Origin of the sequence: Rhizobium sp. Root149 (genome assembly GCF_001427345.1) — a bacterium.
Classification (GTDB): domain Bacteria; phylum Pseudomonadota; class Alphaproteobacteria; order Rhizobiales; family Rhizobiaceae; genus Neorhizobium; species Neorhizobium rhizoryzae.
Map to the genome: position 1 here is coordinate 638,194 of NZ_LMGD01000001.1, position 26,037 is coordinate 664,230.

The 26,037-nt window shown below is 58.6% G+C and carries 25 protein-coding genes; 7 read left to right on the top strand and 18 right to left on the bottom strand.

Going from position 1 to position 26,037, the window contains the following annotated elements; all coding sequences use genetic code 11:
- Positions 1–43 precede the first annotated feature (43 nt).
- The 9 genes from ASD54_RS03060 to ASD54_RS03100 form a co-directional block, all read right to left on the bottom strand.
- Positions 44–271, bottom strand: coding sequence for a F0F1 ATP synthase subunit C (locus ASD54_RS03060; protein ID WP_010026583.1), 228 nt, complete (start codon positions 269–271; stop codon positions 44–46).
- A gap of 66 nt (positions 272–337) precedes the next feature.
- A complete protein-coding gene (locus ASD54_RS03065; RefSeq protein WP_062553091.1) occupies positions 338–1,090 on the bottom strand; it encodes a F0F1 ATP synthase subunit A in 753 nt (250 codons plus the stop codon).
- Positions 1,091–1,151: 61 nt separating this feature from the next.
- Complete coding sequence (locus ASD54_RS03070; RefSeq protein WP_062553092.1) at positions 1,152–1,508, bottom strand: AtpZ/AtpI family protein; 357 nt, start codon at positions 1,506–1,508, stop codon at positions 1,152–1,154.
- Positions 1,509–1,739: 231 nt separating this feature from the next.
- Positions 1,740–2,912 (bottom strand): cell wall hydrolase, encoded by a 1,173-nt coding sequence (locus ASD54_RS03075; protein ID WP_062553262.1) that lies wholly within the window; start codon positions 2,910–2,912, stop codon positions 1,740–1,742.
- A gap of 363 nt (positions 2,913–3,275) precedes the next feature.
- Positions 3,276–5,138, bottom strand: a complete 1,863-nt coding sequence (locus ASD54_RS03080; protein WP_244484659.1) for a potassium transporter Kup — start codon at positions 5,136–5,138, stop codon at positions 3,276–3,278.
- Between the two features lie 66 nt (positions 5,139–5,204).
- A complete protein-coding gene (locus tag ASD54_RS03085) occupies positions 5,205–6,176 on the bottom strand; it encodes a magnesium transporter CorA family protein (RefSeq protein WP_244484638.1) in 972 nt (323 codons plus the stop codon).
- Positions 6,177–6,344: 168 nt separating this feature from the next.
- Entirely contained in the window at positions 6,345–7,532 is a 1,188-nt protein-coding gene (locus tag ASD54_RS03090) for an Mrp/NBP35 family ATP-binding protein (protein ID WP_062553095.1), read from the bottom strand.
- Positions 7,533–7,923: 391 nt separating this feature from the next.
- The gene (locus ASD54_RS03095) at positions 7,924–8,658 is read right to left on the bottom strand and encodes a LuxR family transcriptional regulator (protein ID WP_062553096.1); all 735 of its coding nucleotides are present in this window, start codon (positions 8,656–8,658) and stop codon (positions 7,924–7,926) included.
- Between the two features lie 165 nt (positions 8,659–8,823).
- Positions 8,824–9,609, bottom strand: coding sequence for an IclR family transcriptional regulator (locus ASD54_RS03100; protein ID WP_062553097.1), 786 nt, complete (start codon positions 9,607–9,609; stop codon positions 8,824–8,826).
- A gap of 118 nt (positions 9,610–9,727) precedes the next feature.
- On the opposite strand from ASD54_RS03100, the gene ASD54_RS03105 reads away from it, so the two are divergent.
- The 5 genes from ASD54_RS03105 (at position 9,728) to ASD54_RS03125 (ending at position 13,789) form a co-directional block, all read left to right on the top strand.
- Positions 9,728–10,504, top strand: a complete 777-nt coding sequence (locus ASD54_RS03105) for an SDR family oxidoreductase (RefSeq protein WP_156379032.1) — start codon at positions 9,728–9,730, stop codon at positions 10,502–10,504.
- Complete coding sequence (locus tag ASD54_RS03110; RefSeq protein WP_062553099.1) at positions 10,504–11,418, top strand: 2-dehydro-3-deoxygalactonokinase; 915 nt, start codon at positions 10,504–10,506, stop codon at positions 11,416–11,418. Before ASD54_RS03105 ends, ASD54_RS03110 begins: the two co-directional genes overlap by 1 nt.
- A 12-nt stretch (positions 11,419–11,430) precedes the next feature.
- Complete coding sequence (locus ASD54_RS03115; protein ID WP_062553100.1) at positions 11,431–12,069, top strand: 2-dehydro-3-deoxy-6-phosphogalactonate aldolase; 639 nt, start codon at positions 11,431–11,433, stop codon at positions 12,067–12,069.
- Positions 12,066–12,953 carry an SMP-30/gluconolactonase/LRE family protein gene (locus ASD54_RS03120; protein WP_062553101.1) on the top strand — a complete coding sequence of 296 codons (888 nt, stop codon included), beginning with the start codon at positions 12,066–12,068 and terminating at the stop codon, positions 12,951–12,953. The genes ASD54_RS03115 and ASD54_RS03120 overlap by 4 nt, the downstream gene beginning before the upstream one ends.
- Before the next feature lie 206 nt (positions 12,954–13,159).
- Positions 13,160–13,789, top strand: coding sequence for a PRC-barrel domain-containing protein (locus tag ASD54_RS03125; protein WP_062553263.1), 630 nt, complete (start codon positions 13,160–13,162; stop codon positions 13,787–13,789).
- Between the two features lie 68 nt (positions 13,790–13,857).
- On the opposite strand, the gene ASD54_RS03130 is transcribed toward ASD54_RS03125, so the two are convergent.
- The 3 genes from ASD54_RS03130 to ASD54_RS03140 form a co-directional block, all read right to left on the bottom strand.
- Positions 13,858–14,394 carry a hypothetical protein gene (locus ASD54_RS03130; protein ID WP_062553102.1) on the bottom strand — a complete coding sequence of 179 codons (537 nt, stop codon included), beginning with the start codon at positions 14,392–14,394 and terminating at the stop codon, positions 13,858–13,860.
- An 80-nt stretch (positions 14,395–14,474) separates the two neighbouring features.
- The gene (locus ASD54_RS03135) at positions 14,475–15,815 is read right to left on the bottom strand and encodes an EAL domain-containing protein (protein WP_062553264.1); all 1,341 of its coding nucleotides are present in this window, start codon (positions 15,813–15,815) and stop codon (positions 14,475–14,477) included.
- A gap of 108 nt (positions 15,816–15,923) precedes the next feature.
- Positions 15,924–17,588 carry a response regulator gene (locus ASD54_RS03140; protein ID WP_062553103.1) on the bottom strand — a complete coding sequence of 555 codons (1,665 nt, stop codon included), beginning with the start codon at positions 17,586–17,588 and terminating at the stop codon, positions 15,924–15,926.
- 288 nt (positions 17,589–17,876) lie between these two features.
- Between ASD54_RS03140 and mutL the strand changes: the two genes are divergently transcribed.
- Positions 17,877–19,709 (top strand): DNA mismatch repair endonuclease MutL, encoded by a 1,833-nt coding sequence (gene mutL, locus ASD54_RS03145; RefSeq protein WP_062553104.1) that lies wholly within the window; start codon positions 17,877–17,879, stop codon positions 19,707–19,709.
- Between the two features lie 54 nt (positions 19,710–19,763).
- Positions 19,764–20,003, top strand: a complete 240-nt coding sequence (locus ASD54_RS03150; protein ID WP_062553105.1) for a DUF2093 domain-containing protein — start codon at positions 19,764–19,766, stop codon at positions 20,001–20,003.
- A gap of 257 nt (positions 20,004–20,260) precedes the next feature.
- Here the strand turns inward: ASD54_RS03150 and lpxK are convergent, their stop codons facing one another.
- The 6 genes from lpxK to ASD54_RS03180 all read right to left on the bottom strand — a co-directional run bounded on the left by lpxK (position 20,261) and on the right by ASD54_RS03180 (position 25,957).
- The gene (gene lpxK, locus ASD54_RS03155; RefSeq protein ID WP_062553106.1) at positions 20,261–21,307 is read right to left on the bottom strand and encodes a tetraacyldisaccharide 4'-kinase; all 1,047 of its coding nucleotides are present in this window, start codon (positions 21,305–21,307) and stop codon (positions 20,261–20,263) included.
- A 38-nt stretch (positions 21,308–21,345) separates the two neighbouring features.
- On the bottom strand, positions 21,346–22,080 hold the full coding sequence (locus ASD54_RS03160) for an HAD family hydrolase (RefSeq protein WP_062553107.1): 735 nt from the start codon (positions 22,078–22,080) through the stop codon (positions 21,346–21,348).
- The gene (waaA, locus tag ASD54_RS03165; RefSeq protein WP_062553265.1) at positions 22,080–23,396 is read right to left on the bottom strand and encodes a lipid IV(A) 3-deoxy-D-manno-octulosonic acid transferase; all 1,317 of its coding nucleotides are present in this window, start codon (positions 23,394–23,396) and stop codon (positions 22,080–22,082) included. Before waaA ends, ASD54_RS03160 begins: the two co-directional genes overlap by 1 nt.
- A gap of 119 nt (positions 23,397–23,515) precedes the next feature.
- A complete protein-coding gene (locus ASD54_RS03170; RefSeq protein ID WP_062553108.1) occupies positions 23,516–23,755 on the bottom strand; it encodes a DUF4170 domain-containing protein in 240 nt (79 codons plus the stop codon).
- 59 nt (positions 23,756–23,814) lie between these two features.
- Complete coding sequence (locus ASD54_RS03175) at positions 23,815–24,624, bottom strand: 3'(2'),5'-bisphosphate nucleotidase CysQ (protein ID WP_062553109.1); 810 nt, start codon at positions 24,622–24,624, stop codon at positions 23,815–23,817.
- Complete coding sequence (locus ASD54_RS03180; RefSeq protein WP_062553110.1) at positions 24,611–25,957, bottom strand: TldD/PmbA family protein; 1,347 nt, start codon at positions 25,955–25,957, stop codon at positions 24,611–24,613. Before ASD54_RS03180 ends, ASD54_RS03175 begins: the two co-directional genes overlap by 14 nt.
- Between the last annotated feature and the right edge of the window lie 80 nt (positions 25,958–26,037).

Here is a 26,037-nt window from a genome sequence, read left to right on the forward strand (position 1 = left end):
GGCACACATCGTGGCGGCCGTGATCCGATCGGTTTGCCGGTTATTAGACGGCGAACAGCAGGAGGAGCGCTACGAGCAGCGAGAAGATGCCCAGAGCTTCCGTAACGGCGAAGCCGAATACCAGACGGCCGAACTGGCTGTCAGCAGCAGACGGGTTGCGAAGAGCGCCGGAGAGGTAGTTGCCGAAGATGTTGCCGAGGCCGAGAGCCGTACCAGCCATGCCAAAGCAAGCCAGACCTGCACCGATGAACTTTGCTGCTTCCGCTTCCATGTGTGAACTCCTTAGAATGGTTTGTTGCGGCGGTTGACTGACGCTTCAATACGCCAATGTCGTTCCTCAGTGGCCGCCTGGGTGAACTGCATCGTTGAGGTACATGCATGTGAGTACCGCAAAGACGTAGGCCTGCAGGAAGGCTACGAGGAATTCCAGACCGGTCAGAGCGACCGTCATGATCAGGGGCAATGTCGCGCCACCGATACCGATTGCACCCAGGGTTCCAAGCGAAGCAACGAAGCCCGCGAACACCTTGAGGGTGATGTGTCCCGCCAGCATGTTGGCAAAAAGACGAACCGACAGCGAAATCGGACGGGACAGGAATGAGATGATTTCGATCGTGACGACCAGCGGCAGGAGCACGCCCGGAACACCGCTTGGCACGAAAACATTGAGGAAGTGCAGACCGTGCTTGTAGAAACCGTAGACGACAACAGTGCCGATGACGAACAGCGCCAGCGCGAAGGTGACGATGATCTGGCTGGTAACCGTGAAGAAGTACGGGAACATGCCGAGCAGGTTTGCCGTCAACACGAACATGAAGAGCGAGAAGACCATCGGGAAGAACTTCATCCCGTGGCTGCCCGCACCTTCGCGCAGCATGGAAGCAATGAACTCGTAGGAAAGCTCGGCAACCGACTGCGAACGACCCGGGATCAGGCCGCGATTGGCAGTCGAGAAGTAGAGAAAACCGGCAGCACAGGCAACCGTGGCGACCATAAACAGGGACGCATTGGTAAAGGAGAAATCGATACCACCAACTTCGATTGGCACGATCTTGAAGATCTGGAACTGATGCGTCGGGTCGTTCGCCACCGCTCTACCTTTTCTTTCCTCATGGCCGCCGCAATTGGCAGCTAGCCTCTAAATCCGAGCCTTAGCGCTTGTGGCTCGGATCATCGCCGCGAGAAACACCCGGATCCGGGGTTGCGACCATGCCCATGGCACGAAGCACGTTCAGCACTCCGGCACAGAAACCGAGAAGAAGAAGTATGATCATCCCCCAAGGCGTCGTGCCGACAAAACGGTCGATCAGATAGCCAAGCATGGCGCCAACAGCGATGGCGGCAATGAATTCGGAAGAAATCTTCAACCCGAGAGCCATTCCCTTACGGCTTTCCTCGGATTGCTTTTCCTTCGCGGTTTCAATTGCCTCGCTGCGTTCCCTTGCCGCCAGTTTTGCGGAAAGAGCATCGCGTCGTTGCTCCAGACTATCGTCATCGTTGTCGGTCATGCGCCTCTCCCTGGCTTCAGCAGACCGAATTTTCGGTCTTAAGCCTCTCTCGAAGCCTTGGGAAATAGCGCCTTCCGGCCCGTTTTGAAGTCGGGCGCAACATAGTTTTGCGCGCCCCCATAGTCAAGGCGTTAACCGACACTCATCCAGAACAAATTTATGACGAAAAATCAATTACTTGAGATTAAGAACGATTAGTACGTCCTGTGGAAGTCGCGGAATCGACGGTCCTCAGCTCCACCCGCCGCCATAGGTGCGGTAGAAGACATGCAGTCCGATGCGGCCTACCTTTTTCATGGTGGGTGCCCAATTGGGACGGACATAGACCGCATGATAGTGAGTTGCGGAACCGACTTCCTTCAACCATATCTTGCCGGCCGTGGTTGCCATGGCCACTTCACGTGCCATTTTCCAGTGTTCTTCCGAACGGATACGATCCTTGATGTTGTCACAGGCGAAGGAGAACTGGCAGCGGTTGCGCCAATCCTCGTTCTGGTAGACGACGCCGCAGATCGTCTTGGGATAAGCGGGATTGCGCACGCGATTGAGGATAACCTGAGCGACGGCCGCCTGGCCCTTCACCGATTCGCCGCGAGCCTCGAAGTAGATGCCGGATGCAAGGCACTGTTGCTCCTGCGGGGAAAAGGCATCTGGCGGCAGGGGCGTTGCCGCCCATGCATGGTCCTCAGGTCCAATATCCGGGATGAAACGACCGTCATCCTTTTTTTCCGTCAGGATCGCATCGAAAGGCGATTGCCGTGCGTAGTCGGGCTTGGCAGGAGCATAGGCCGTGGCAAGGATATCGGCTCTCGGATTTGTAACGAGTTTTGCCACCATGGGTGAAAGACCGGCATCGGGTTTCTTTTCCTCCGAACGGCGGAAATAGAAGGCAGCGAGCTTCACCTCTTCGCTGGCCTTGGGCGCCTTGGCAAACGCAACCTGATCTTCGGCGCGGATGACGGGTGCGAGAAGCGAACTGCTTCGCTGCAGAATGGAGCCGGCACTGAAGGCCCGCGGCGGCAACATGGGCAAGACGGCCACCACTCTGCCCTTCTTCTGGGCGCGGTTCACCCGGTCTTCGTCGGGAATATGCTGATCTTCCTTCTTGCTCGCCACGATGGCAATCTTCTGGCCGTTGGGCAGGCTGAAGCCAGCATCGGACACAATGCGGTCTTCACCCGGAGGGAAGGCAAGCTCTGCCGCATGGATAGACCCCGCAGGTGATTTCGTCATCACCATGCGCCACTGCGCACCAGAGCGTTCAAATCCGGAGAGGAGATCACTCAGATCCCCGTGCGCGGGGAGGCTGGGGAATGACAACCAGGCCGCGAGACCAAAAAGGGTGGGGGCTGCCCAGCGGTCGGCAAGCGAAATCCGCTTTCGGGCGATATTTCTCAAACGCAGCACAAGACAACTCCAACACGTCAACTCTTGAGCGTGGAGCATCTAATATTAACCCTAATGGACGGTTAATACCAAATGTCGATGATATGAACCGATTGCGTGGGACCGGAGACCTTCATCCGACGAGGAGCATACCGGAGAGCGATGCTCCTGCATCGGTCGAGGATTGCGACAAAGTCGGTGGAGGAAATCCGGCGTCGTCGAAAATCCGCGCCGGACCTTCAGGTCCGACTGTGGTTTTCTTCTCGCCGCAAACCCAAATCGCTCCGGCGCAATCGGTCCCTATCATCGACATTTGGTATGACCGATCAAAACGGTACGGTGGCGCTCACGCGGGTGTGACCTCCCGCGCATGAAACGCAATTAGATGATGACGTGGGAACCCAGCTCTACCACACGGTTGGCAGGCAGATGGAAGTAATCAGAAGGATCCGTCGCGGTATTGGCCAGACCAATGAAGAGCCTGTCCTGCCACATGGGCATGCCTGATTCGGCATCCGGCACCAGCTTGCGGCGTCCGAGATAGAAGGACGTCGACATGATGTCGAACTTGATGCCGCATTTACGCAGGTAACCCAGAGCCTGCGACACGTTGTGAGACTGCATGAAGCCGTAACGCAGTTCGATGAGCGTGAAGCGCTCGTTGAGCTTTTCGACTGAGAACGAATTCTCCTGTGCCACGCGCGGCTTGTTGACCGTGCGAATGGTCAGGATCACGTTTCTCTCATGCAGCACATGGTTATGCTTGAGATTGTGCATCAAGGCGGCCGGCGCGGATTCCGGATCGCTGGTCAGGAAGATCGCCGTTCCCGGTACGCTGACAGGTGCATGCTTGCTCTTGTTTTCGATGGATTTCTCGATGGAGGTAGCAAAGCTTGTCAGCGGCACATCGATGCGTTTGGTCTTCTCGCCCAGAATGAGTGTGCCACGCTTCCAGGTCCACATGATGATGGTGAAGCCAGCAGCCATCATGACCGGCACGTAGCCACCATCGTGGATCTTGAGCAAGTTTGCACCGAGGAACACGACTTCGAGTGCAAGAAGCGGCGCAAGTGCCAGGGCCGCGACCCAACGCGGCCAGCGCCAACGGGCGCGAACGAATTCAAACGCCATAAGGGTGGTCACGACCATCGCACCCGTCACCGAAATACCATAGGCCGTGGCGAGCGCATCGGAACTTTCGAAGCCAAGAACGAGCGCGAGAACACCGATCAAGAGAACAAGATTGACGGCCGGCAGGAAGATCTGCCCGGTATTCGTTTCAGAGGTGAACAGGATCTGCATGCGCGGCAGATAGCCGAGATGAATCGCCTGCCGGACAAGCGAGAAGCCGCCGGTTATCACGGCTTGGCTGGCGATAATCGTCGCGGCTGTCGCGAGCAGGACCATGGGCAGAAGCGCCCAGGAGGGGAACATCAGGTAGAACGGGTTCGACGCCGCTTCCGGGTTCTGCATGACCAGGGCTCCCTGCCCCAGATAGTTCAGTGTGAGCGCCGGAAAAACCAGAACGAACCAGGCCCACTGGATCGGGCGGCGTCCGAAATGGCCGAGGTCGGCGTAGAGCGCCTCGGCGCCCGTGACGGTCAGGAAGACCGCGCCCAGAACGACGATCCCGAGAAACCCCTCGTTGAACAGAAAGGTAACGGCATAAACCGGGTTGAAAGCATAGAGGATGCTGAGGTCATCGCTGATGTGCAGCACGCCCCCTAGCCCCATGGCGATGAACCAGAGAGCTGTAATCGGTCCAAAAAACCGAGAAACCTTGGCTGTGCCCTGAGACTGGATTGCGAACAGACCGATGAGAATGACGATCGAGATCGGCAGCACCCATTCGTCGAAGGCGGGCGTTACAAGTTTCAGCCCTTCCACCGCCGAGAGAACTGAGAGCGCCGGGGTGATCATGGCATCGCCGAGAAACAGCGCGGCACCGATGAGGCCCAGGATGATGAGGACCATCTTGTTTCCGCCGGCGGTCTTGATCAGCATGGCCAGCAAAGACAGTGTTCCACCCTCGCCGTCGTTATCGGCGCGCAGCAGGAACAGGACATATTTGATCGTCACGATTATGGTGAGCGTCCAGATCATCAGGGAGATGATGCTGATGATCTCGACATTCGTCAGACCGTCGGCAGATACCGGCCGCAGCGCCTCGCGAAAGGCGTAGAGCGGACTGGTGCCGATGTCGCCGTAGACGACGCCGATCGAACCCAGCGTGAGCGCCAGCATGTGCTTGAGGCTCTTGTCGTCGTGAACCTGTGCTTCAGTCTCGTGTGACATCCGAAGATCTGGCCTTTAGAGCCAGCCTTTCCAGCGGAAGAAGAAAAAGGGGATGATGGCGGACAGCACCATGGCGAACAGGGCAAGCGGATAGCCCAGTTGCCAGGACAGTTCCGGCATATGTTGGAAATTCATGCCGTAGATCGATGCCACAAGCGTTGGCGGCAGAAAGACCACCGAGGCAATCGAGAAGATCTTGATGATGGCATTCTGCTCGACATTGATCAGGCCCAGTGAAGCATCCAGAAGGAAGGCTATATTACCTGCCACGAAACTGGCATGCTCCGAAAGCGTCGTGACGTCCTGTGCGACCGTTGCACACAGTTTGCGTACGTCCTCGTCCTTCTGGATGACAGAGGCATTCTGCAAGAAGGTCAGCAGGCGAGAGAGCGAGCCGAGACTGTCACGCACCTTTCCGACAAGGCGGTGAACCTCGGCGATTTCCGCCAGCTTGCTTTCCAGGAATTTCGGTGGGCGCCGCTCGGTCCGTTCGCGAAAGATATCCGTGGCAAGGTGATCCACCCGAGATACCACGGTCTCCATGATCTCCGCAGTGCGATCCGCGATCGTCTCCAGAAGATGCGCGAGAAGGGTACGCCCGTTGCAGATCTCCTCCGGTGCGCGGCCGAGGGCTGCGACAAAGAGGCTGAAGGACTTCGGGTCCGCGTAACGAACCGTGACAAGTCTGTCCGCCGTGAGAATGAATGCGACGTCGGTGAGCTTGGAATCCTTGCTGTCTGCGCGCCATACCAGCGAACCGGTCATGTAGAGCGCACCGTTTTCGGCATAGAGCCGACTGGACGGCTCGATATCCTTTAACTCGTCACGGGTGGGGATCGAGATGCTGAGAAGCTGCTCGACAAACTGATCTTCCGCAGATGTCGGATGATGGAGATCAATCCATACGACATCGTCAGGAAGAAGGAATTCCGGCTTGTCGGGCGTCAGCTCGCTGACGGAACCGTTGGACAGGTAAGCGTTGATCAAGGGCATCTCCGTGCCGGTGCATCATGCCCGGCACATTACAATAGTAGGACCTCAGTTCCGGTTCCCCGTCCCAAACGGGGGCGCGTATAAGACCTGCCCTTGGTAAATGCAAGCAAAACGAATCCTTGCTTGCATTTGTATCAAACTGGAAACGTCGGCTTCGCAGATTTATTCGAAGACGATGCTTGGGGCAGGCCTTGCCCGGCGCCCGGCCAATTGTTCCCAAACCTGGCGCGCGATACCCTTGTACATTTCAGCCGCGGCACCGTCAGGGTCCGCCACCACGACGGGCGTTCCCGCATCGGACTTCTCACGAATTTCCATGGTGAGTGGCACTTCACCGAGGAAGGGAACGCCAATCCTCTCTGCCTCGGCGCGAGCGCCGCCATGGCCGAAAATATCGTAGCGCTTGCCCGTATCCGGCGCGAGAAAATAGCTCATGTTTTCAATGATGCCGAGAAGCGGAACTTCTACTTTCTTGAACATGGCAATGCCCTTGCGCGCATCGATCAGGGCGAGATCCTGCGGCGTCGACACGATGACGGCACCGGCAAGCGGTACCTGCTGCGCCATGGTCAACTGGGCGTCTCCCGTACCGGGCGGCATGTCGACGATCAGAACATCGAGTTCGCCCCAGGCAACCTCGCGAAGCATTTGCAGAATGGCGGATTGCACCATCGGTCCGCGCCAGATCATGGCGGCATCCTCATCGACCAGGTAGCCGATCGACATGGATTTCAGGCCATAATTCTCCATGGGCACAATGATGCGATTGTCGATCTGTTTGGGCCGACCAGAGATCTTCAGCAGGCGTGGCACCGATGGCCCGTAGATATCGGCATCCAGCAGGCCAACCTTCAGGCCGTTCGCCATCAGCCCCAGCGCCAGATTGACCGCGGTTGTGGACTTGCCGACGCCGCCCTTGCCGGATGCGACAGCGATGATGGCGCCGACACCGGGAACGCCAGCCTTCTGCGCTCGCCCGCCTTGCGCACCGTGTGAATGCCCGGCGTGAGAGTGGCCTGCATGGGAATGGCCTGCGTGGGAATTGCCTGGGCTCTGGGGCGGCACTGTTGCGGGCTTGGTAGCGGCGGCGGCTCCTGCCTTGCGGTCGGCCGTGAGTGTGACGAGTGCGCCCTTCACGCCCGGAATTGCCTTTACGGCCCGTTCGGCAGCTTGCCGCATGGGCTCCAGTTCTTCAGCACGTTCCGAAGGCACGCTGATGGAGAAATAGACCTTGCCATCCGCGATGAAGACATCCGACACCATGTTGCGGGAGATGAGATCGCCTTCCAGATCCGGTCCGCGCACCTTGCGGAGTGTATCGATGACAAGATCCTTGTTTACTTCGGCCATACCCGCTCGCTCCTGCTGTCTCTCACCGGCTATTCCAGACCGATGATGTTATCGACTGCACATATAGTAAGCGCCGCGACGAAAGCGCAACCGCCAAGTACAGGTGTGCGACATGTGAGACAATCGGGCTATGACTGAAAACCAAAACGCCGGATGGCGCTGCTGCAGTTGCAAGACCGCGCTACGCCATCCGGCGGTTTTTTTGATCGCGCCTCTTTTGTGCGCTTTCCAGTCCCCTCTGGACCGCAGTCGAAGATGCACGAAGCGTGCCAAACCAGATTTCGAGGATGAAACTCCATTTCTTGCTTAAAGGGCATGTGGGGAGCGGGATGAAGGAGTGCCGCTGCCGAAACTTTAAGCTACCTGTGAACCAGACGTCTGGAAATGCCTGTCAGGCGATCAGATTGCCACGGATCGCCTTGGCGACAGCCTGCGTGCGGTTGACGGCGTCGAGCTTGCGGGTCGCGCGGTTGAGATAATGGTTAACGGTGTGCTCCGACAGGCTCAGGATTTCTGCGATTTCCGCACTCGTCTTGCCGGCGGCTGTCCAGGTCAGGCATGCAAGTTCCCGATCGGCCAGCTTCTCGCTGACCCGGATATCCTGCGAGCGCAGATGCGCCAGTTGCTGATAGACATGGTTTAGGCAGTAAGAGAGCGCCATCATCTCATAGAGGGAAAAATCGACCCCCTGCCCGCAAAGGCCTGCCCAACCCCGCTTGCCGGATAGATCATGGACCGGGAACACCGCGCCGCTGTCCATTCCGAACCGGGCGAACAGTTCCCTCACCGCCTGGCTACCACGTTCTTCAGCCATCTCCTCGAGGTCGAACTGGAAAGGCAGGACACTCGCGCGGATCCTATGGATGACTGGACTGCTGCCTAAAAATTTGTCCTGATCGAAAAGGGCAATGAGTTCAGGAGGGCCGTTGGTGATGATGGAGCTTGCGGAAAGCTCGGTGACCGTGGGATCCGGCAGATCCGCGACGACAAAAGCACTGCAGTGAAACTGCTCGGAAAGCTGTCGCATCAGGCGAAAGATTTCAAACTGCGTTTTGATTTTCTCAAGCGCTGCCAGCCAATTGGCCACAAATGCCTGGTGGGCGGTGAAATCGGCAAATCCATCCATGGGCTGGTATCGCATTTTCTCTGTATAGTTTCAGCACATCATTGCATTAGCAATGAAAAATTAAACTAATACCGTGTATTCAATGGGTGAATACGAAGTCTTTTTAATTTCTGATGTTCAGTACACAATTGTATTACAAATATCGAGTCTCAATCTGAATCTTTATCATCTGTCCTGATGGGCAGGACTGAGACCGTAGGTCATGTCTTCGGCGATCGAGCTTGCGGCTTGACGTACAGGCGCAACCCATTTTTCACGTTCCGACGGCCCTGCCCTGAAAACCGGGGCCGTTACCGAAATCCCGCCGATAAAATTCTGGGAGGCGACGACAATCGAAGCGGCAACGCAGCATATTCCGGCCTGATGTTCTTCCAGGTCTTCTGCATAGCCGCGTTGCCGGATCGGGCCCAAGGCGTCCTGAAGCGCGGCGGCATCTGCAATCGTGCTGGCCGTATAGCGATGAAAGCGCACTTGATGAACGAGGTCGGCGAGACGATCTTCCGGCAGACACGAAATGGCTGCCTTGCCGATGCCGGTGCAATAGACCGGCGATGCATTTCCCACCTGGGAATGCATGCGGACGGCCTGCCTGCTTTCCAGTTTGTCGAGATAGACGATCTCGGCACCACGCAGCATCCCGAAATGGACGGTCTCCCCGGTGATTTCATGCAGCACCTTCATATGCGGTTCTGCCAGCTTGCGCACGGTATTGCGTGCCCAGGCCCGTGAGGCGAATTTCAGGAGGCGGATTCCCGGCTGATAGGCGCCGTCCGGGGATATGTCGACCAGACCCTCTACGACCAGATGACGCAGCTGCCGATGAAGGCTGCCTTTCGGCTGTCCCGTCAGCTTCAACAGATCGCTGAACCGCAAGGCATCCTGCGCCGATGCAATGAGATCCAGCAGATGGATCGCCTTGCCCAAAGTGCCGGTATCGTCGCTGGATGACATCGAAGCCTCGTTGTTCGTGCGCGCCTTCTTATTGACATCCAGACGATAATAGATGTTTTATTCCACATAGTCAAACCCGGTTCCAAATAATGGAACCTACAAGTCCCTCGTGGAACCAATGAGTTCGATGCCCCCTGCCCAAATTTTTCCCGATCTTCAGGATCGCGGCGTTCTGATCACCGGTGGCGGTTCCGGCATCGGTTCAGCGCTGACCGAGGCCTTCGCCATGCAGGGCGCCAGGGTCGCGTTCATCGATGTGGCGGAAGAGCCTTCGCGCCAGCTTGCCAGTGACCTTTCCAACCATAGCAAGCATGCGGTTCATTATATGAAGGCCGATCTTCGCAACGTGAGCGAAGTCCGTGCTGCCGTCGACGATGCGGTGGCAAGGCTCGGCGGTCTGGGCGTGCTGATCAACAATGCGGCCAGAGACGACCGCCATGAGTTTCTCGACATGAGCGAGGACTATTGGGATGAAAACCAGGCGATCAACCTGAAACACATGGCCTTTGCTGCCCAGGCTGCCGCACCCGCTCTGATCCGGGACGGCAGAGGCGCGATCGTCAACATGTCTTCCATCGCCTTCATGCTGAATATGGGGGCGATGCCGAGCTATACGACCGCCAAGGCCGGCGTTCTGGGCCTGACAAAGAGCCTGGCTGGACGTCTGGGGCCGGAGGGTGTGCGCGTGAATGCCATCCTGCCGGGCATGGTGGTGACGGAGCGGCAATTGAAGCTCTGGCTGACGGAAGATGGCATGGCCGCGATGCGTGATCGGCAGTGCCTCAAACGTAATCTTTTACCCGCCGACATCGTGGGACCATGCCTGTTCCTGGCATCGTCCGCATCGGCGGGAATGACTGCACAATGGATAACCGTAGATGGAGGAGTGCTCTGATGAATGAGCCCGCCTATGTGGCCGTAGACTGGGGTACCTCCAGCTTCCGGCTGTGGCTGATGGACAGAGACGATCATGTGCTGGCGGTGCGCCGCAGCGGCGAAGGCATGACGACGGCGGCCTCCATGGGCTTTGGCACTGTCCTGTCCTCCCACCTGCAGACCGTTCAGGCAAGTGCAGCCCTGCCCGTGGTTATCTGCGGCATGGCAGGAGCCCGTCAGGGTTGGGTGGAGGCCGGATATGTCGATGTCCCGGCAAGGCTTTCGACGGTTCTTTCAAATGCCGTTCGCGTTCCGGCGGAAGAGCGGGACATCCGGATCCTGCCAGGGATCGCCCAGCGCAGCGATACCATGCCTGATGTCATGCGCGGCGAGGAAACCCAATTGCTGGGCTCTGCCGGCATCGCCAGCCAACGGCTTGTCTGCATGCCGGGAACGCATTCGAAATGGGTGGGCGTGAATGGCGATATCGTCACCAGCTTTTCGTCATTCATGACCGGCGAAGTCTTCGACGCTCTGTCCAAGCATACGATCCTTAAACATGCCATGGCTGAGGCAGACAGTTTCGATGGCTCCCATCCGGCCTTCATCGATGCGTTGAGACATGCACGCGAAAACCCGGCCATGTTCACCAATCTCATTTTTACATGCCGGTCCGGACAGCTGTTGCACGGGCTGGATGCGACCTCGGCGGCGGCTCGCTTGTCGGGCTTGTTGATTGGTACCGAATTCGCTGGCGGACTTTCCATTGCCGGAACAGACGCGACGGTTCAACTGGTCGCATCCGGTAAGCTGCTAACCCTGTATGAGGCTGCATTCGCCGCCCTCGATCTCGACTTCGAGACCGTGGATGCGGATCTCGCCGTTCGCAACGGGCTTGCCTCAGCTGCCCGTTCTCTATTCTTCGCGCATTAAAAGGATTTCGACATGAGCCGCATCCCCTTTCCAGACATGAAGCGTCCGCTCGTGGCCATCCTGCGGGGGTTGAAACCGGAGGAAACGCAGGCCGTGGTCGGCGGTCTGATCGAGACTGGTTTTACCGCCATCGAGATTCCGCTTAATTCTCCGGATCCGTTCCGCTCTATCGAAATCGCCGCGAAGATGGCGCCTGCCGACTGCCTGATCGGCGCAGGAACGGTTCTGACAGTCGAAGATGTTCAATCGCTGGAAAACGCGGGCGGCAGATTGATGGTGAGCCCGAATGTGGAGCCGGAGGTGATTTCGCTCGCGGCGGCAAAGGGCATGGTCACGCTACCCGGTTGCTTTACGGCGACCGAGGCGCTGGCTGCCGCAAAAGCAGGCGCAACGGGCCTCAAGTTCTTCCCTGCCAGCGTTCTTGGTCCGTCCGGCATCAATGCCATCCGTGCAGTTTTGCCGAAGGATCTGCTGATTGCAGCCGTGGGCGGCGTGTCCGACACCAACTTCGCTGAATATGTCAAAGGTGGCATTACGGCCTTTGGTCTGGGCTCCAGCCTCTACAAGCCGGGCATGAGCGCCGAGGACGTTATTGCCAAGGCGCGTATCACCATCGAGGCCTATGATCGCGCCGTGGGAGAAGCCGCATGACGGAAATCTTCGACTTCAAAGGCAGCGTCCTGTCGGATCATCCTTGCATGCTGGGCGAAGGTCCAACCTACGACCCGCACACGAAGACGCTCTACTGGTTCAACATCCTGGGTCAGGAACTGCATGAGCTTTCGCTGGATACCGGCGAGAAGAAGCTGCATGCCCTGCCCTGCAAGGCAAGTGTTCTGGCCCGCATCGACGGCGAGCGGCAATTGCTGGCAACCGAGCGCGGACTGATGATCCGCGAGCGCGCAACGGGCGTTCTATCTCCCTATCTGGAACTTGAACCTGCCCATATGGGAAATCGCTCCAACGACGGGCGCGTGCACCAGAGCGGCGCCTTGTGGATCGGCACGATGGGCTTGAAAGCACAGGACGGCGCGGGTTCGATCTATCACGTTGCGGGAAACCAGGTCACCCGCATCTTCACCGGGATCAGCATTCCCAACAGCATCTGCTTTTCACCGGACGGGGCAATCGGCTACTTCACCGATACACGCAATAGCCGCATCATGCGGGTTGCGCTTGATGCCAAGACCGGCCTGCCGACTGAACAGGCTTCGGTCTTCATCGACACCGGCAGCCGGGCGGGCGGAGCAGACGGTTCCGTGTGTGATGCCGAGGGAGCGCTGTGGAATGCGCGCTGGGGTCAGTCGGCCGTCGACAAATATGCGCCAGACGGTACTCATCTTGCGCGATATGCTCTTCCCACTGCGCGGACAAGCTGCCCGGCTTTTTTTGGCGAAAATGCCAACCGCATGTTCGTGACCTCCGCCTTCGAGGGAGCAACGGCACAGGAGCGCCAGACAGACACGAAGGCTGGCTTCACTTTCGATCTGGGGATCGATGTAAAAGGCCGGTTCGAGCCCGATTTCAAACTCTGAAGATATTCTTCATCAACGTTTTCGGCAGCTTTCGCAGGCACCCGCAAACCACAAAAAGGCGAAAATGTTCCGGCATTTTCGCCTGTTTTTTTAGCATTTTCTAACGGAACTTACCCTCTCAAACGACATTCTCCTCTCGAACCGGCGCGGTGAAGAACACTCCAAACCGCGCTTCAAGAGCAAGAACCAAGGAAGGTATGTTCGAGATGAAGAAGACCCTTAGCACCATGGCAGCCGCTGCCGTACTGATGGCCTCCACAGCAATCGCGCCGGCATTTGCACAGTCCAGCACCACTGCTCCCGCCGCGGCGCCGAACGCCCAGCAGATGGACACGACGATGCCGAAGGCTTCCGGCACAACGAATAGCGGTGCTATGAACAGTACCTCAGGCACGGCTTCGACAACATCTGCCGCCGCCTCCGGTGAATACATCACGCAGCAGAGCGAAACGCAGGTTAGCGCCAACGACTACATCGGCAAGGCGATCTATAACGCCGAGAACAATAGCATCGGCGATGTAAACGACCTCATCCTCGAAGAGAACGGCGGCATCGTCGCTGCAGTGGTTGGCGTTGGCGGCTTCCTCGGCATCGGTGAGAAGGACGTCGCAGTTCCGATGAGCAAGCTGACGATGGCGCGCGATGAAAACAACAATGTGCGCCTGACGACCACAGAGACCGCCGACTCCCTGAAGGCTGCTCCGGAGTTCAAGACACTCAGCGATCAGCAGGCAGAAATGCGTTCGAACGCAACCGATACCACGACCACCTCGTCAACAGGTGGCGCAGCACCGGCAGGCAACGCCACTACCCCGTCGACGCAGGCCCGCCCATAACGGGCAGCCGCTGGAACGAGAGACACGTTGTCAACTTAATAGGGCGGGGCCTCGGCACCGCCCTTTTTTTATGCTGATCTGATACGATAGATGCCAATTTCATCTACTGCCACCAAGCCACGTCCGGTTTCGGAATCTGAAAAAATTCCCATCTTAAGCTTCAGTGCTTCCGTCACTTTGTCGTCTCGATCCGGATCTGAAGCGCTATCGATGATATCGGTGATCTTGATCCCGAGTTCATCCAAGCCAAGATGTCGTTCGAGGGCCAGAATAGCCTGATCGCCACCCTTGAGTTTAAGCTCACGCAGGGAATCGCGCATCGTAGCGACGAAGTCTGTATTGTCTGCAAAATCGTCGCGTTTGATCCCCAGCGCCTCGGCTGTACGATCGATCAGCTCCAACTTGCTTTTGGTGAGATTGGTAGAATTGACGCTGAAAAGAGCGTCCGAAACCTCTTTACTCTCTTCCAATGTGGTTGACCCGGCCGTCTGCCCATTGGCGGTCAGCGTCAAGTCTATGGATTCGGGTGTTGTGGCCGTACCAGACGATGGAGTAAGCGGTAGACGCAGCAGCAATAGCGCTGTTTGCCGAGGATCGATGATCATGGAAACCCACTGGTTGCAATTCCCGGACAAACTCTACCAACTCAGAGTTAACGAGGTGTTAACCCGTCTCGCCAGACGCTTCACGCAATTTCGTGCGCGGTCACGGTAAAATCGCGATAGTTGCGTTCAAGATAGGCAAGCGTTGCGGCTGCATCGACGGGACGACCGTAGAAATATCCCTGCCCCATGGAACAGCCGAGCGCCTTGAGCTTCTCCGCGTCGGCCTTTTCCTCGATTCCCTCGGCAACAACCTGCAGATCAAGTCCATCACACATGGCGATGATGGCCTTCACAATATGTTCCGACGCCCGATCCGTGGTGATGCGGGATACGAATGCGCGGTCGATCTTGACCTTGTCGAAGGTGAAGTCCCGCAGCCGCCCGAGACTGGATTGGCCGGTGCCGAAATCATCAAGCGATATGCGCACGCCCGCTTGCCGCAGTTCTGCGATGATGCGCTCTGCCGTGTCGGCGGATGTCATCACGGCGGTTTCAGTGATTTCAAGCTCGAGGCGAACGGGATCGAGACCCACGCGTGCCAAAGTCGCAAGTATCGTCGGGGCGGTGGTCGGGTCCATCAACTGAGCCGACGAGAGATTGAAGGAGAGAAACAGTTCTCGCGGCCAGGAAAGAGCCGCTTCCGCCGCCTTGCGCAGCAGCGTTTCCGACAGCGCATCGATGAAGCCCCGTTCCTCCGCCAGTGGCACGAAGACGGCAGGAGAGACAAAGCCGAGATCCGCATCAATCCAGCGAGCCAGCGCTTCAAATCCCACGACCGATCCATCCCGGATACGCACGATGGGCTGGAAATGCACATCCACAGCATCCGCCATGATGGCGTTCCGCAAGGCCTGTTCCAACTGGGTGGAGCGCTTCATTTCCTGCGCAATCTCACGGGAATAGACCGTGATCTGCCCGCGGCCTCGGCGCTTCGAGCGGTAAAGCGCGGTTTCGGCGCTTTTCAGTAGCTCGTCGAACTCTTCTCCCGCAAACGGATAGATGGCAAAGCCGAAGGATGCCGAGAGGCGCACATTGCGATCTCCCAGATCGTAGGGCGCCGAGAGCACCTCCCGGATCATCAGGCCGATGCGTTCAGCACTTGTCTTCTCAAAGACCAGAGGCAGCAGAAAGGCAAACTCATCGCCCTCATGCCGTGTGACGGTCGCTCCATCGGGGATGCAGGCCTTGAGACGATGGGCAACCTGGCACAGGATCTCGTCGCCTGCCTGCGAGCCGAACAGATCGTTGATCGGTTTGAACCCGTCGAGGTTTGCAATGCCGATCGTAAAGGGAGCCGGATCTTCAGCACGCTCGGAGACAAGAGCGCGGACCTTTTCGCGCAGCCGATGGCGGTTCCCGAGTCCTGTCAGAGGATCGCGATAGGCCAGGACCTGAAGTTCGTTATGCGTCACCTGTGGCAATGCGGCCGCCGCTTCATTTCTTCGCCACACCTTATCATGTGGCCATCGGCAGAATGGTGCTGAATGATTAAGAATAATTTACGATCGGATCAGTGTTGCACACAAGTTTTATGCACGCTTGGTAGCGCTAACGCCATCGGCCAAATATTTGCGGAATTTTTCCTCAAGAACATCCGGGCTCAGCGGCTTCATGACGACGTCATTCATTCCGGCGGCCCAGCAGGCATCCCGGTCGCCTTCCACCGCAGGAGACAAGACGCCAATGATCGGGGTCCGCCCCGGCGTCTCTTCCGTTTCGCGTATCTTGGAGGCTGCCTCATATCCATTGAGCTTCGGCAGGGTTACATCCATCAACACGATACGCGGATTGAGTTCCCGCCACAATCGGACAGCCTCCTCGCCATCGCCCGCGATGACATAAGTGTAGCCGAAACCTTCGAGGATCTGGGAAAAGACGATGCGGTTGACGGCGTTATCTTCCGCCACCAGCACATCGACCGCAGTGTCGGCGGCCACCTGCCATTCGACGTCTGGTTCTTCCTCAGCCTTGTCGTTCTTGGGGCGCAGCAGATGCCGCGTGATCTTGGACATCAACTCGCGTTCCATCTGGAACGCTTCGAAGACAAGCACATCGATGCCGCTGGCCTGCGCTACCTCGAGGCATTCGAACGGCATGGCGCTGTCGATCGCAATGAGGTCGATCGTCATCTGACGCTCAGCCGCGATATCGGTAATCGCCTTCACCTCCGCAGCACTTCGGGCCGATGTGGCATCGAGGCCGAGCCCCAGCATCTGTGGCAGACCATCCTGCTCGATCCGGCTGTCCTGCGTCACGAGCAGGACACGCCGACCGGCAATCGGAAGGACCGGTACAACGGCTTCCTCTACAAGAGTATCCGGCGGCCGCATGTCCGAATGAACGAAATCAAGCCCCTCCATCCCGGTGAAGATGGCGTCCGCAGGCAGGCCACCGCCAAGAAGATCCGACAGATCTTCCATGATGGTAACGACCAGATACCGGCCTGGCTTCCCCACCCTGAATTTGCGCGTCAGCATGGCGGTCGTTGAACCATCGGCGCGTACCACGCGCTCGGCAATCTGGAACGGCTCTCCTGTTTCCAGAACCTGGGAATTGATCCGGTCCACTCTCTCTGCCAGATCCGGCGCAAGAAGCTCGCGGGCATTGCGTCCAAGAATGTCTTCCGGAAGACGATTGTAGAGCGCGGCACAGGAGCGGTTGACGCCGACATAGGTGAGCGAGCGATCCTTCACCAGAACCGGAAACGGCAGGTTTTCAAGAATTTCTTCGGTAACCTGAACGCGTTCCAGATCGGCACGCCACTGATCTTCCCGCTTGCGATGCTCGGAGATATCCCGCAGCACGCAGACGCCGAAGCCCGAGGGGAAGCGACGTCGCGTCAGGCTCATCCACCGGTCTTGTCCGCGCCGCTCGGTTGACTCGGATCGTTCCTTCCAGAGGGCGGCAATTTCTCCTGCTATCCAGTCATCCCGACCCACTGCCGGACGTGCGCGGCGATCGGGTTTGAGAGGGGAATAGCCGCCATTGTCATAGAGGGCGCCAAACAGTTCGCGAAGCCGTGCACCTGGCGCCAGCAGTTCCGGCTGCACGGGCAGAAAGTTGCGAACCTGCGCACTGGCAAACAGGATGGTATCGTTACGGTCATAGACGAGGAAGCCACCCGAAATGGCGTCGGCAACGATTTCAAGCAATTGCGATTGAAATTCAGTGTCCGGATGCGTGTTTTCACTCATCGCGTACTCATCCGGTACCGATGGGAAACCTCCGTAAAGCGGAGCCGGCAGATACGCTGGGCCGGACGCATAATATTTCATTCCTTACTACCCGATAAAATAAGGAGATCGGGTCGTTGTTCTCACCGCACTGAGTTAGACAGGAGCAAACTGGCGCGAAGCTGCCCCGGCCTTCAATTTTACTGCTTCAGTCTATCGCAGGGATGTTAAGCCCGACTTAATTGTCTGCGTAGGGGAGAACCAGCGATACGGGCTTCTCAAGCACAGACAAATCCGAGACAATAGGGCATGCCCGTAAAACAATTGCCTGAGACACTGATCAACCAAATCGCCGCAGGCGAAGTCATCGAACGGCCCGCCAGCGCTGCGAAGGAACTGATCGAGAATGCCATCGATGCCGGTGCGACACGCATAGAGATTGCGACCGCAGGCGGGGGCAAAAGCCTGATCCGCATTACTGACAACGGTTTCGGCATGACTGCGGACGATCTTGCACTTGCAGTGCGTCGTCATTGTACATCCAAGATCTCGGAAACGCTTGACGATATCCGGACGCTGGGCTTTCGCGGCGAAGCGCTGCCTTCGATAGGTTCGGTGGCGAAACTCTCCATTACCAGCCGCCAGGCAGGCTCTTCGACAGGCGTGGAAGTCTCGGTGGTCGGCGGCAAGATGGCGCCTGTGCGCCCAGCCGCTGCCAATCAGGGAACGGTGGTGGAGGTTCGCGACATCTTTTTCGCGACCCCTGCCCGGCTGAAGTTCCTGAAGACGGAACGGGCCGAAGCCGGAGCCATTACCGAAGTGGTGAAACGCATGGCAATCGCGTTTCCCCATATCCGCTTTACCTTGAGCGGTTCAGACCGATCAACGCTGGAATTCCCCGCAACAAGCGGTGATCCGCTCGGGCGGATGGCGCAGGTGCTCGGCGCCGATTTCAAGGATAACGCAATCGAGATCGACGCCCTGCGCGAGGATGTGGGCCTGACCGGCTTCATAGGTCTTCCCACCTTCAACCGCGGCAATTCCGGTCATCAATACGCCTTTGTCAACGGACGCCCCGTACAGGACAAGCTGATACTGTCAGCGATCCGGGGAGCCTATGCCGAAACCATTCCTGCAGGACGCTATCCCGTTGCCGTGCTTTCGCTGACGCTCGATCCGGCTCTGGTGGATGTCAACGTTCACCCGGCGAAGGCAGATGTCCGTTTCCGAGATCCGGGGCTTGTTCGCGGCCTCATCGTCGGCGCCATCCGCGAGGCGCTGAACCGAGAGGGAGATCGCGCGGCAACGACCGGCGCCGATGGGCTGCTGCGTGCATTTCGTCCCGAGACCGCACAGCCAGCCAATTGGGCGAGATCGAGCTACAATGCCGGCTGGTCGGCGGCATCGTCACCGTCCCGCCCCCTCTCCACGACGCAGGACATGCGCTTCTCCGAGGCGAGGCAAAACTCCTTTCAGGAATTTTCGGCACCCAGCGCGCGGGTATCCGAAGCATTCGAGGCCACCCCTTCCAGCCCCACATCCTCGCCTGCTCCAGATACCGGCTATCGGCTGGGCGCAGCGCGCGCGCAGTTGCACGAGAATTACATCGTTGCGCAGACGGAGAACGGGCTTGTGATCGTCGATCAGCATGCCGCTCACGAAAGGCTGGTCTTCGAGGCCATGCGCAAGGCCCTGGAGAAGGACCGGCTGACCTCGCAGGTTCTGCTCATCCCGGAGATTGTCGATCTTCCCGAAGAGGAATGCGACCGGCTGATGATGCATGCGACAGAACTGGACCGTCTGGGACTTGCGATAGAACGGTTTGGTCCCGGAGCGATTGCCGTTCGCGAAACGCCTTCCATGCTGGGCGAGGTCGATGCGGCGAGCCTCATTCGCGATCTGGCAGACGAGATCGGAGAATGGAACACCGCAAATGGCCTCAGAGGCCGCCTGGAGCATGTGGCCGCCACCATGGCCTGCCATGGCTCCGTTCGCTCCGGGCGGCGACTTCGTCCCGACGAGATGAATGCGCTGCTGCGCCAGATGGAAGCGACGCCGGGATCTGGCCAGTGCAACCATGGACGACCGACCTATATCGAACTGAAACTCAGCGATATCGAACGTCTTTTCGGGCGCAGTTGAGCTTCCAGATTTTCGGCGTTACAAGCGCACATGATTTTTCGCAGGAGAAGACCGATGAACCGTTTTGAAGGCGGAGGCAGCCGCGAGGCGAAGATTCGTTATCTGGACGGCGACTACCAGATCCTGCAGCCGGGCTCCTTCGTGACCTGCGCCATGACCGGAGCCGCCATCCCTGTGGACGAATTGCGTTACTGGAGCGTGGCGCGACAGGAGGCCTATGTCGATTGCGCCTCTTCGCTGGAGGCAGAAAAGCGCGCCGGGGCGCTTCCGAACCAGCGACGGGCTCTATCCTGACCTAGAGCGCTTCAGGGTTAAATGGAAACAGTTCTGTTTGGGAGGGCGGGAGCAGATGCGAGGAGAAGGGCGCGTGTCGTAGCCTCAGCATACGGCCAAGCCCTTCGACAAAGCAGATGACCCGCCATCCCTAACCCGGAGGGCCGGATCATTTTCAGCCATTATCTGCGGCTTTTGTCTCGATCGTACCTTGCGGGTATGCCCTTCGCCAAAAGCCTTGATCCTGACTGAAACCTATCACGGCAGAACGATTCCATTTAGCCCTGAAACGCTCTACGTGCGCTCAGCAGGCGGTTGCGGCAATTCAGAATTGCCTGATCGATCATCTTCGCTGGCGCGTGCGGATCGTCGAACACCATCTCCACATCGACGACGGTCAGTTGCCGCAGAAGTTCTTCTGCTGCACCATGATGTCCGATCAGACGGGCGCGGTCCTTCGCCGTCGTCACCAGTTGCAGGTCCTGCTTTTGCGCATCCGCCAACAGATCCCGGATCTCATCCTCAGCAAAATAATGGTGATCGGGGAAGGAGCGCGTCGCAACCGGTTCCGCGCCCACAGCTGACACTGTCCGGTAGAACTTTGCCGGATCTGCAATGCCCGCAAAGGCGAAGACCCGTTTTCCTTCAAGATCGGAATTTCCCATTGGCACAAGATTGGCAACCTGCACGGGGCGACCAGCTCGCGCGGCACGGCGCACGAGCGCGTCTGCCGCAGGACCGTTGCCGACCTTGAGCATGGATGACATCTGGCGCAATTGCAGATCGAGCGGCGCCCGCACCGGCCCACCGGGAACCAGGTGACCATTGCCGATCCCACGCACGGAATCCACCACCACCAGCGCGAAATCAATCGTCAGCCGGGCGCTCTGGAAGCCATCGTCCATGATGATGAAATTGCAGCCTTCGGCAACCAGACGCTCCGCGCCCTCGAAGCGTCGGCGTGAAATCACCGTTTTCGCTTCCCGCGCCAGAAGCAGCGGTTCGTCACCCACGGCGTCGGCACGGTGGTGATGCAGGTCGACGAGCGTCGTCACATCGAGTGAACCGCCATAGCCACGGCTCAGAAAACCTGGCGTCAGGCCTTTGTTGATGGCCGCCTTTGCAACAGCGAGCGCCGTCGGAGTCTTGCCCGCGCCGCCGACGGTAAAATTGCCGACGCACAGGACGGGCACGGACACGGAAGGGCGATCCTTGCGGGCCATTCGGCGACCAGCGACGCGGCCATAGAGATAGGAAACGGGGCTCAGGCTCCAGGCACGCCAGTCGGCTTTCGTCCACCAGAATGGCGGTGCTTCCGAAACCATCTAACCCCTCCTCCGATCCGATGCGAAGGATCGGATCATCATGCTGTCTGGGCCTGCGGCAACAGTGTTTCGAGGCCCGTGATATCGCCCAGCACATGATCGGCCATGGCTTCCAGCGTTGCGGGCGAGCCGGTTCCCGTCAGCACGGCAACCTTCAAGCCGGCACCCGCTGCCGCCCCCATATGCAGGTCATGATTGTTGTCGCCCACCATCGCGACCTGCGAAGGCTCAAGACCCACGGCCTTGCAGAAGCCAAGCACCATGCCCGGTTCCGGCTTGCAACCATGACCGCTGTCATAGCCCGCTATGAAATCGAGATGTTCGATGAAGCCGAACCGCCGGGCCGTCTCGCGGATCGATCGCTCGTTATCGCTGGAGGCGACGCCAAGCTTGAAGCCGCGCGCCTTCAGACGTCCGAAATAACCGCCGAGATCCGTCACCGGCACGGAAAAATCAGATGCGCGGACAAACAGGTCGTCCAGTTCGATCGTCAGAGGACCAACGGCAAGCGGCGAACCGGCCGTGACGAAACCAGCCGCAATTTCGGCAGCAGTCCCTGCCGCAAACAGGCTGTCTGGCCGGGTCTTGCCCGTTGCCGGATCCATGCCGCAGGCGTTCATCAGGCGTTCTTCCAGTTCCACGCCACCGCCAGCCGCTGCAATACGCGCGGCCTCACGGTTCACCGGTCCCCAGCTTTCGTCATAGCGAATGAGGGTTCCATCTTTGTCGAACAGGAGGCCCTTGATGTGGGAGAGATCCGCAGCGCCTGCCATCAGCCACCTGCACCGGCAGGGCGCAGACGGGCCGTTACCGTCAGCGGGTTGATGTAGGGTTCGAGCGCCTTGATCGTCGTGGACAGGGCGCCCCGCATATCCTGGATTGCCTCGTGGCCGCTGTCGATCATCTTGTAACGCGCCTGCTCGTTCGTCATCAGATAATGAACGGCCTTGGCCAGCATCTCGATATCGCGCACCATCCGGGCACCGCCGCGCTTGACGATGTGCTGATAGGTCTCGCGGAAATTCTGCACATTGGGACCGGAAAGCACCGCGCAGCCCAGCATCGCGGACTCCATCGGGTTCTGCCCGCCTTCCGCGGTCAGCGAACGACCGACGAAAGAAATCTCCGTCAGCCGCAGATAAAGCCCCATCTCGCCGATCGTATCGCCAAGGAAAATATCCGTTTTCGGTGTGATCTCGTCGCCGCGCGAACGGCGCGCCACGACGAGCCCCTTTTCCACCAGCATGGCCTCGACCTCGTCCCCGCGCTCCGGATGGCGCGGGACGATGATCGTCAATTGCTGGTTCCGAGGCTTGAGTGCGCGGTGGACGAAGGCAGCGCCCTCTTCCTCGCCTGCGAAAGTGCAGATAGCCGCCCAGGTCTGGCGATCGCCGATCTGGGCACGGTAACGCGCAACCACGGCTTCATCACAGGGCGGCGGATCGCTATCGCCCTTCAGGTTGCCGGATATCACCACCGGCCAGGCGCCGAGATCCTTGAAGCGTTCCGCATCCACATCCGAGCGGGCAACCACGAGCGCGAGCTTGCCGAACAGGAGCTCGGAAATGGAGAGATGGTTCTTCCAGCGATCGAAGGAGCGGTCCGAGATACGCGCATTCACCCGGATCTGCGGAATGTTGCGGCGCGCGAGCTCTGCCACCGTTGTCGGCCAGATTTCGGACTCTGCCGTAATCGCCGCGTCCGGATGCCAATAGGCAATGAAGCGCTTGACCGAAAATTTCAGATCGAGCGGAACGTATTGATGAATGACCTCGCCTGCCAGACGCGTTTCCACGAGCGAGGCGGATGTGACGGTGCCGGTCGTCAGGAGAACATGGATCTCACGTCGCACCAGTTCCTTGATCAGCGGAATGACGGCATTGGTTTCACCGACACTTGCCGCATGCACCCAGACCAGAGGCCCGCGCGGCCTTGGCTGGCTGGGATGGCCGAACCGCTCCAGCCGACGAGCCCTGTCTTCCTTGCCCTTGAAAGCGCGATAGGAAAGATAGGGGACAGCGAGGGGATAGGCGCAGATTCCGGCCAGCCGGTACGCCAAAAGGGCTGCTTGCGCCATGCCGCTCCTCACTTGCCCCATCCGCTCATCAAGACCATCGACTTAATCGCTCCCCAACCGAATGCCGCAATCGTATGCTGTCAAAATACGTCAAAAACGCGCCGAAAACGGCACCCAGTGGCGTGGTTGCGTCAGTCGTTGGATTGTGGATCCAGAAGGCGGTGCATGTGCACGATGAAGTAACGCATCTGTGCGTTATCAACGGTCGCCTGAGCCTTGGCCTTCCAGGCCTGCAGGGCACTCGCATAGTCCGGAAAAATGCCGACGATGTCGAGCGCTTTCAAATCCTTGAACTCAACACTCTGGAGGCTTTCCAGCTCTCCGCCAAAAACCAGGTGAAGAAGTTGCTTTTTGCCGTCTTTATCGGTCATAATCGCCCAATCCTTTAATCTCCCCCGTCCTATTCTCCTGCGGCATTCCGCAAAAAAGGTCAACAGGATCGCAGACCGCGGACGAGGCTTTCCAGAACATGTTCGGCGCCTGCACATAACTCTTCGTGAGTCACGCGCTTTCGATTGTAAACGAGGCGGTTACCTTCGAGATCGACCAGGCGCCCGCCCGCCTGATGCAGGATTACATCGGCCGCTGCAAGATCCCAATCGTGAGAATTCCGCTTTACCACCGTGCCGTCAATGCGACCATCCGCAATCATGGCAATGCGATAGGCAAGAGAGGGCACGTGGCGAATGCGCTTGAGGGTATCTCGAACATCGTCCGGGAAGCGAGCCAGCATATCCTCCGGAAGCGCAATCTGCCGAAGTCCTTCCTCGCGCGGTTTGGAGACTTCTATTGGGACGCCATCCTTCAGGGCAGGCAGTCCAAGAGCCGAATACAGTTCCTCACCAAGAGCGGGCGCAAACAGGACACCTGCGACAGGCTCTCCACGATGGACAACGGCCACGCTGACGCACCAGGTCTTCTCGCCATTGATGAAGGCGCGGGTTCCGTCAATCGGATCGATGACAAATACGGTTTCGGCGGTAAGACGGGCCTCATCGTCATCCGTTTCTTCCGAGAGCCAGCCATAATTCGGGCGCGCCTTCAACAGGATGTCCTGAAGCCGGTCGTTTGCAGCGAAATCCGCCGCGCTTACGGGGGATCGTCCGCCCTCCGTTTTCCACCAGACTTCAGGCGACTGGCCGAAGAAAGCGAAGGCAACTTCACCCGCCTCTCGCGCCGCACGGCGGATCAGCGCGAGATCATCGCTCCAGTCTGTTCTGGTGTTTTCAGCGTCCGGCAAGCGTCATGCCTTCAATCGCGATGGTAGGAGCAGCCGTGCCGAAGCTTCGATCAATATCGTTGGCTGGCGTGACCCGCATGAACATATCCTTCAGGTTGGACGCAATCGTCACCTCGGAGACCGGATAGGTGATTTCGCCGTTCTCGATCCAAAAGCCGGTTGCGCCCCGGGAATATTCGCCCGTGATCATGTTGACGCCGTGACCGATGAGTTCGGTGACATAGAAGCCGTTACCAATGCTGCGGATCAGATCCTGCGGCGAGATATCACCCGGTTCCAAAGCCAGATTGGTGGATGCAGGGTTGACGCTGGTGCCGCCACGGACGCCGCGACCATTTGTCGGCAGTCCCAGTTCCCGGCCCGTGGACGTGGACAGGAACCAGTGGTTCAGCACCCCGTCCTCGATCATCACCATGCGCTCACCCTTGACGCCTTCGCCATCGAAGGGGCGCGAGGAAGAGCCGCGCACGATCAGCGGATCATCGGTGATGTTGAGGCCTGATTTCAAAACCTGTTGCCCCATGCGATCGCGCAGGAAGCTTGTCTTGCGCGCCACGGATGCGCCGTTGATGGCACCGGCAATATGACCGACGAAGCCCCGCGCAATGCGGGGATCGAACACAACGGTAACGTTGCTCGCCGTTGGTACCTGTCGTGGATTGATGCGCTTTACCACGCGCTCGCCTGCCCGTCTTCCGATGTCACGCGCATCGTCCAGCTCAGCAAAGTAGAGGCGGCTGTCGTAGTCGTAGTCACGCTCCATCTTCGTGCCCTCGCCCGCGATCACGCTGACGGAACAACCGAAACGGCTTGCCATGTAGCTGCCGGAAAATCCGTGCGACGTCACCAGTACGAGACCGCCAGCACCGGCCGAAGCACCTGCGCCGGAGGAATTCGTCACACCGCCGACAGCCAGAGCCGCCTCTTCTGCTGCCAGTGCTGCATCGGTCAGCGTGTCGGTCGAAACCTCGGTCGGATCGAAGAGATCGAGATCGGGGTAGCTGTGCGCCAGGTCCTTTTCATCGGCCTGGCAGGCGAACCGATCTTCTGGCGAGACCTTGGCCATGGCAACGGCCCGTTCTGCCAGTGCCTTGAGATCGAAACCAGGATTGGCAGATACACTTGCCACGCGCTGGCCGACAAAGACCCGCAGCGAAAAATCATCGCTTTCCGCGCTCTGCGTATTTTCCACCTTGCCCAGTCGCACGCTGACGGAGCGCGAGCGCGAGCGTACCACGACCGCATCGGCCTGGTCGGCTCCGGCCTTCATGGCAAGATCGATAAGTTCGCTGGCGCGGGTCACCAGGGCAGAGGAATCAATTTCGGATGTCATTCGCTTAAACCCTTCGTTCACGAACCATGTATTGTGCACTAAACAAAGCATCAAGTGCGACAAGCGATTCTTGTCAGCCC

Excerpts from the sequence above, each read along its gene's own strand:
- ASD54_RS03125 (WP_062553263.1), top strand. The coding sequence starts at position 13,160 with ATGAAGAAGACCCTTAGCACCATGGCAGCCGCTGCCGTACTGATGGCC.
- ASD54_RS03105 (WP_156379032.1), top strand. The coding sequence starts at position 9,728 with ATGAGTTCGATGCCCCCTGCCCAAATTTTTCCCGATCTTCAGGATCGC.
- ASD54_RS03170 (WP_062553108.1), bottom strand. The coding sequence starts at position 23,755 with ATGACCGATAAAGACGGCAAAAAGCAACTTCTTCACCTGGTTTTTGGC.
- ASD54_RS03100 (WP_062553097.1), bottom strand. The coding sequence starts at position 9,609 with ATGTCATCCAGCGACGATACCGGCACTTTGGGCAAGGCGATCCATCTG.
- ASD54_RS03150 (WP_062553105.1), top strand. The coding sequence starts at position 19,764 with ATGAACCGTTTTGAAGGCGGAGGCAGCCGCGAGGCGAAGATTCGTTAT.
- ASD54_RS03160 (WP_062553107.1), bottom strand. The coding sequence starts at position 22,080 with ATGGCAGGCGCTGCGGATCTCTCCCACATCAAGGGCCTCCTGTTCGAC.
- ASD54_RS03140 (WP_062553103.1), bottom strand. The coding sequence starts at position 17,588 with ATGAGTGAAAACACGCATCCGGACACTGAATTTCAATCGCAATTGCTT.
- mutL (WP_062553104.1), top strand. The coding sequence starts at position 17,877 with ATGCCCGTAAAACAATTGCCTGAGACACTGATCAACCAAATCGCCGCA.
- lpxK (WP_062553106.1), bottom strand. The coding sequence starts at position 21,307 with ATGGTTTCGGAAGCACCGCCATTCTGGTGGACGAAAGCCGACTGGCGT.
- ASD54_RS03110 (WP_062553099.1), top strand. The coding sequence starts at position 10,504 with ATGAATGAGCCCGCCTATGTGGCCGTAGACTGGGGTACCTCCAGCTTC.
- ASD54_RS03080 (WP_244484659.1), bottom strand. The coding sequence starts at position 5,138 with ATGCTGGCGCTCACGCTGGGTTCGATCGGCGTCGTCTACGGCGACATC.
- ASD54_RS03060 (WP_010026583.1), bottom strand. The coding sequence starts at position 271 with ATGGAAGCGGAAGCAGCAAAGTTCATCGGTGCAGGTCTGGCTTGCTTT.
- ASD54_RS03180 (WP_062553110.1), bottom strand. The coding sequence starts at position 25,957 with ATGACATCCGAAATTGATTCCTCTGCCCTGGTGACCCGCGCCAGCGAA.
- ASD54_RS03070 (WP_062553092.1), bottom strand. The coding sequence starts at position 1,508 with ATGACCGACAACGATGACGATAGTCTGGAGCAACGACGCGATGCTCTT.
- ASD54_RS03090 (WP_062553095.1), bottom strand. The coding sequence starts at position 7,532 with ATGGCCGAAGTAAACAAGGATCTTGTCATCGATACACTCCGCAAGGTG.
- ASD54_RS03120 (WP_062553101.1), top strand. The coding sequence starts at position 12,066 with ATGACGGAAATCTTCGACTTCAAAGGCAGCGTCCTGTCGGATCATCCT.
- ASD54_RS03095 (WP_062553096.1), bottom strand. The coding sequence starts at position 8,658 with ATGGATGGATTTGCCGATTTCACCGCCCACCAGGCATTTGTGGCCAAT.
- ASD54_RS03115 (WP_062553100.1), top strand. The coding sequence starts at position 11,431 with ATGAGCCGCATCCCCTTTCCAGACATGAAGCGTCCGCTCGTGGCCATC.
- ASD54_RS03130 (WP_062553102.1), bottom strand. The coding sequence starts at position 14,394 with ATGATCATCGATCCTCGGCAAACAGCGCTATTGCTGCTGCGTCTACCG.